At 74.5% G+C, this 4,283-nt stretch carries 3 protein-coding genes; 2 read left to right on the top strand and 1 reads right to left on the bottom strand.

All coding sequences use genetic code 11. The features are described from left to right. Positions 1-120: 120 nt before the first annotated feature. Entirely contained in the window at positions 121-1,290 is a 1,170-nt protein-coding gene (locus ACZ4WV_RS24805) for a PP2C family protein-serine/threonine phosphatase (RefSeq protein WP_465750252.1), read from the bottom strand. Between the two features lie 243 nt (positions 1,291-1,533). On the opposite strand from ACZ4WV_RS24805, the gene ACZ4WV_RS24800 reads away from it, so the two are divergent. Then, positions 1,534-1,752 carry a heavy-metal-associated domain-containing protein gene (locus ACZ4WV_RS24800; protein ID WP_465750251.1) on the top strand — a complete coding sequence of 73 codons (219 nt, stop codon included), beginning with the start codon at positions 1,534-1,536 and terminating at the stop codon, positions 1,750-1,752. Between the two features lie 67 nt (positions 1,753-1,819). Next, positions 1,820-4,186: a heavy metal translocating P-type ATPase gene (locus tag ACZ4WV_RS24795; protein ID WP_465750249.1), complete on the top strand. Its 2,367-nt coding sequence runs from the start codon at positions 1,820-1,822 to the stop codon at positions 4,184-4,186. Positions 4,187-4,283: the final 97 nt, after the last annotated feature.

The following is a 4,283-nucleotide window of genomic DNA, read 5'->3' as shown; positions in this document are numbered from 1 at the left end:
CGCAGCGATTTCCCCCCCCCCCCCCCCCCCCCCCCCCTCCCCCCCCTCCCCCCCCCCCCCCCCCCCCCCCCGAGGCAGCCGGCCACACCCTGCCAAGGCCGCCCGCCCGCCGCCGAGCCGTCAGTCCGTCCGGGTGATCAGCAGCAACAGGGCGTCGTCCCGCAGCCCTCCGCCCGTGTGCGCCAGCAGGTCCGCATAGACCCGCCCCACCGCCGCCTCCAGCTCCCCCGGCGAGCGCGTGGCCCCCCGTACCAGCGGCCCGACCCGCTCCGCCAACGGGTAGAACTCCCCGCTCCTGCGGTGCCGCGCCTCGATCACGCCGTCCGTGCAGAGCACCAGTACGTCCTCGGCGCCGAACGGCTGACCCCACGCGGCGGGCTCCCCCGACGCCAGCCGTCCGAGGCCCAGCGGCACCCACGGGTCCGGCGCGTCCAGCACCTGCGCCCGCCCGTCGCCGTCCACCCGGATCGGCGCCACGTGGCCGTACTGCAGCAGCTCCATCGCCCCGGGCCTGCGGAACTCCGCGAACAGGGCCGTGATGAACTCCCCGTCGGGCGCGTGCCGCTCGACGCTGGCCTCGACCCGCGCCGCGACACCCCGTAGCCCGGCCTCGTCGTACGCGGCCTCGCGGAACGCGCCGAGCACCACCGCCGCCGTCTGGACCGCCGCCAGCCCCTTGCCGCGGACGTCCCCGACGGCGACCCGCGTCCCGTGCGGCGTCTCCAGCACCGAGTACAGGTCCCCGCCGATCCGGGAGGCGTCCGCCGCCGACACGTACCGCACGGCCAGCCGCAGCGGTCCGACGGTCGGCCCCGGCAGTCGCAGCAGGGCCCGCTGGGCGGCCTCGGCGACGGAGCTGACCGCGGCGAAGGCCGCCGCCCGCCGCATCCGGACCTTGGCGACCCACGCCGAGAAGACCGTCAGCACCACGTAGCTGACCATCGCACCGTAGAGGAAGCGTGCGTCGTTGATGTTGTCGACCTGGTCGTAGTGGCTGAGCCCGAAGACCGCGAGCAGCCCGATCGAGCAGACGGCGATCAGCTCGCCGGGTTTGAGGGTGAGCGCGGCGACGGCCGGGACGACGGTCATCAGGGGCGCGAGGTAGCGGTCCTTACCGGAGAGGAGGTCCGCGAGGCCGACCAGCAGGACGGCGGTCATCGCCGGCGTCGCCCGCCGCCAGAACGGCACGTCCTGGAGATCGGCGGCCAGCAGCGCACCCCGCTGCCGCTCCGGCGGCAGTCCGGCGGCGGTCGGTGCCGCGGGCGACTGGGCGCGGCGGATCGAAAGCACATATCGAACATAAGCGACGATCACACCACCGAACCACCCGCTCGCCCATCGGGCCCCGACCCGCCCCCTCCTCCCCGGCCGGACGCCGGTCGTCGCCTACGATGCGATCCATCCCACCCCATCCACCCCCCCCTGGGGAAGTACCCCCGAGGGGTATTGTGTTATGGACGTAGGACCATACGGCGCACCGACCGCGCCGGAACCGGAAACGCGCACCACCCGCACCAAGCCCCGGAGGCCCCGATGACCAACACCATCACCTACACCGTGTCCGGCATGAGCTGCGGCCACTGCGAGAAGGCGATCAGCCAGGAGCTCGCCACGCTGGCCGGTGTCACCGACGTGGCCGCCGACGCCCAGGCCGGCACCATCACCGTCTCCTCCGCCGCCCCGCTGGACGAGGAGCAGATCCGCGCCGCGGTCGACGAGGCCGGTTACGAGCTGGTCGGCCGCAGCGCCTGAACCACCACGGTACGGCGGGGGCCCGGCCCAGCCGCCCCCGCCGAACGCCCCCAAGGAGCAGATCCGCATGAGCACGTCCGCCCCGGATGTCGGGGCCAGGGACCGGGTCGAGCTGTCGATCGGCGGGATGACCTGCGCCTCCTGCGCGGCCCGGATCGAGAAGAAGCTCAACCGGATGGACGGCGTCGAGGCCACCGTCAACTTCGCCACCGAGAAGGCCCGGGTCGACTACGGCCCGGGCGTCACGGTGGAGGACCTGATCGCCACCGTCGAGCGGACCGGCTACACCGCCGAACCCCCGCCGCCGCCGGCTCCCGCCGCCCAGCAACCGGTCGTCGCCACGGCCGCCGAGCAGCCCGCCCCCGATCCCGAACGCGACCGGCTGCTGCTCAGCGCCACGCTCAGCGTCCCGGTGGTCCTGCTGTCGATGGTCCCCGCCCTGCAGTTCACGAACTGGCAGTGGCTGGCCTTCGCGCTCACCGGCCCGGTCGTCGTCCACGGCGGACTGCCCTTCCACCGCGCCGCCTGGACCAACCTCAAGCACGGCACCGCGACCATGGACACCCTGGTCTCACTCGGCACCCTGGCCGCTTTCGGCTGGTCCGTCTGGGCGCTGTTCGGGGGCCACGCCGGCCGGCCGGGGATGCACCACGACTTCTCGTCGTCGATCGGCGACACGGACGCCTCCGCCACCCTCTACCTGGAGACCGCCGCCGCCGTCACGGTGCTGATCCTGCTCGGCCGCTACTTCGAGTCCCGTTCCAAGCACCGCGCCGGCGCCGCCCTGCACGCCTTGCTCGACCTCGGCGCCAAGGACGTCACCGTCCTCCAGGACCAGGGCGGCGAGCGCGGAGCCTCCTCGGTCGCGGGTGGCGCGGGTGTCGAGGCTGTCGCGGGTGTCGAGGGTGGCGACGGGCGGCGGGCGGGCGGCCGGGAGATCCGGCTGCCGGTGGACCGGCTGGCCGTCGGCATGCGCTTCGTGGTGCGGCCCGGCGAGAAGGTGGCCACCGACGGCACGGTGGTCGAGGGCAGCTCCGCCGTGGACGTCTCGATGCTGACCGGTGAGTCGGTGCCGGTCGAGGTCGGCGTCGGCGACGCTGTCACCGGCGCCACCGTCAACGTGGGCGGCCGGCTCGTCGTCGAGGCGACCAGGGTCGGCGCGGACACCCGGCTCGCCCGGATGACCAAGCTGGTCGAGGAGGCCCAGAACGGCAAGGCCGCCGCCCAGCGGCTCGCGGACCGGATCTCCGCCGTCTTCGTTCCCGTGGTCATCCTGATCGCGCTGGCCACCCTGGTCGTCCGGTTGCCGGCCACCGGCAATCCCACCGCCGCCTTCACCGCCGCCGTGGCCGTGCTGATCATCGCCTGCCCGTGCGCCCTGGGCCTGGCCACCCCGACCGCGCTGCTGGTCGGCACCGGCCGCGGCGCCCAGCTCGGCATCCTCATCAAGGGACCGGAGGTCCTGGAGTCCACCCGCAAGGTCGACACCATCGTCCTGGACAAGACCGGCACCGTCACCACCGGACAGATGACCCTGCTCGCCGTCCACACCGCCGACGGCGTCACCGAAGCCGAGGCACTGCGCCTGGCCGGCGCCCTGGAACACGCCTCCGAACACCCGATCGCCCGCGCGATCGCCACCGCCGCCGCCCAAGCCGGCGAACTGCCCGCCGTCGAGGGCTTCGCGAACGTGCCCGGCCTCGGCGTCCAGGGCACGGTGGACGGCCACGCGGTGGTGGCCGGGCGCGAGGCCCTGCTCGCCGACCGCGCGCAGCACCTGCCGCCCGTCCTGGCCCGGGCCGCGGCCGAAGCCGAGGCGGCCGGCCGCACCGCGGTCGCGATCGGCTGGGACGGCGCGGCCAGGGCCGTGCTGGAGGTCGCCGACGCGGTCAAGCCCACCAGTGCCGAGGCCATCGCCGCCCTGCGCGCCCTGGGCCTGACCCCGGTGCTGCTGACCGGCGACAACCGGGCGGTGGCCGACGCGGTCGCCGCCGAGGTCGGCATCGACCCGCAGCACGTGATCGCCGAGGTCCTGCCCGAGGACAAGGTGGCCACCGTCAAACGGCTACAGGCCGAGGGCAAGGTCGTGGCGATGGTCGGCGACGGCGTCAACGACGCCGCCGCGCTCGCCCAGGCCGACCTGGGCCTGGCCATGGGCACCGGCACCGACGCCGCCATCGAGGCCGGCGACCTCACCCTCGTCCGCGGCGACCTACGCTCGGCCGCCGACGCCATCCGGCTCTCCCGCCGCACCCTCGCTACCATCCGGGGCAACCTGTTCTGGGCCTTCGGCTACAACATCGCCGCCCTTCCGCTGGCCGCCGCCGGACTGCTCAACCCGATGATCGCCGGGGCCGCGATGGCCTTCTCCTCGGTCTTCGTGGTCACCAACAGCCTCCGGCTGCGCCGCTTCCAGCCTTCGGGAAGCAGCTGAGCCCGCCCGGGGCTGCCCCGGGCAAGCGCGAGGGGGCCGGGGAGGCCGGAAGGAGCGCCTGGGTCTTGGCCCCCTCCCCGTGTTCGCGCATTCGACC

It is taken from the genome of Kitasatospora sp. NPDC029312, from assembly GCF_055569215.1.
The sequence above is the reverse complement of the archived record's forward strand: the minus strand, read 5'-3'. Positions and strand labels throughout refer to the sequence as shown.

What these genes read in the sequence shown, in the direction of transcription:
- ACZ4WV_RS24795 (WP_465750249.1), top strand. Translation starts at nt 1,820, where the DNA reads ATGAGCACGTCCGCCCCGGATGTCGGGGCCAGGGACCGGGTCGAGCTG.
- ACZ4WV_RS24800 (WP_465750251.1), top strand. Translation starts at nt 1,534, where the DNA reads ATGACCAACACCATCACCTACACCGTGTCCGGCATGAGCTGCGGCCAC.